We start from the raw sequence: 1,090 nt of genomic DNA, 5'->3' as shown, positions 1-1,090 counted from the left end.
CAGCCGCAGGAGCAGCAGCAGCGGCACCTTCGACTTCCAGCTCCAGCAGTTCGTCGCCTTCTTTCAGGCGATCGCCCAGCTTCACTTTCAGGCTCTTGATGATACCGGCCTTCGGCGCAGGCACTTCCATGCTCGCCTTGTCCGATTCCAGTGTCAGGATGCTCTGGTCGGCTTCGATACGGTCGCCGACCTTTACAAACAGTTCAATTACTTCACCTTCACCGCTGCCGATGTCAGGTACGCGAATGAGTTCGCTCACAGAATCTCTCCTCAGCAGTCCAGTGGGTTGCGTTTTTCCGGGTTGATACCGAACTTGGCGATGGCCTCGGCCACCACTTTAGGTTCGATGTCACCACGGTCAGCCAGTGCTTCCAGGGCTGCCAACACCACGAAATGACGGTCGACTTCGAAGAAATGACGCAGTTTCTTGCGGCTATCGCTGCGGCCGAAACCGTCGGTGCCCAGGACTTTGAATTCCTTGGACGGTACCCACTGACGGATCTGCTCGGCGAACAGTTTCATGTAGTCGGTCGAGGCGATGACCGGACCCTTACGGCCGTTCAGGCACTCTTCGACGTAGCTCAGCTTAGGCTTCTGGCCAGGGTGCAGACGGTTGGTGCGTTCAACGGCCAGGCCGTCGCGACGCAGTTCGTTGAAGCTGGTAACGCTCCACACGTCGGCGCCGACGTTGAACTCTTCACGCAGGATCTTCGCCGCTTCACGGACTTCACGCAGGATGGTGCCGGAGCCCATCAGCTGAACGTGGTGCGCCGCTTCGCGGGTGTCTTCCTCGAGCAGGTACATGCCTTTCTTGATGCCTTCTTCGGCACCGGCCGGCATGGCTGGCTGCTGGTACGACTCGTTCATCACGGTGATGTAGTAGAAGACGTCCTGTTGCTCTTCGGTCATCTTCTTCATGCCGTCCTGAATGATCACCGCCAGCTCGTAGCCGTAGGTTGGATCGTAGGTGCGGCAGTTCGGGATGGTCGCGGCCAGCAGGTGGCTGTGACCGTCTTCGTGTTGCAGGCCTTCACCGTTCAGGGTGGTACGGCCGGCGGTGCCGCCGATCAGGAAGCCACGGGTGCGGCTG

Annotated in this window: 2 protein-coding genes; both read right to left on the bottom strand. The window is 59.4% G+C overall.

The genetic code is table 11. From position 1 onward, the window contains the following. On the bottom strand, positions 1 to 259 hold a 259-nt coding region (locus PMI29_RS08315; protein ID WP_008001164.1), incomplete at its 3' end, for an acetyl-CoA carboxylase biotin carboxyl carrier protein subunit. A gap of 11 nt (positions 260 to 270) precedes the next feature. Next, positions 271 to 1,090 (bottom strand): transketolase-like TK C-terminal-containing protein (locus PMI29_RS08320; RefSeq protein ID WP_008001162.1); only part of this gene is annotated, 820 nt, incomplete at its 5' end.

Source organism: Pseudomonas sp. GM49 (genome assembly GCF_000282355.1).
GTDB lineage: Bacteria > Pseudomonadota > Gammaproteobacteria > Pseudomonadales > Pseudomonadaceae > Aquipseudomonas.
Note: the sequence above shows the minus strand (reverse complement) of the source record. Positions and strands in the feature narration are given on the sequence as shown.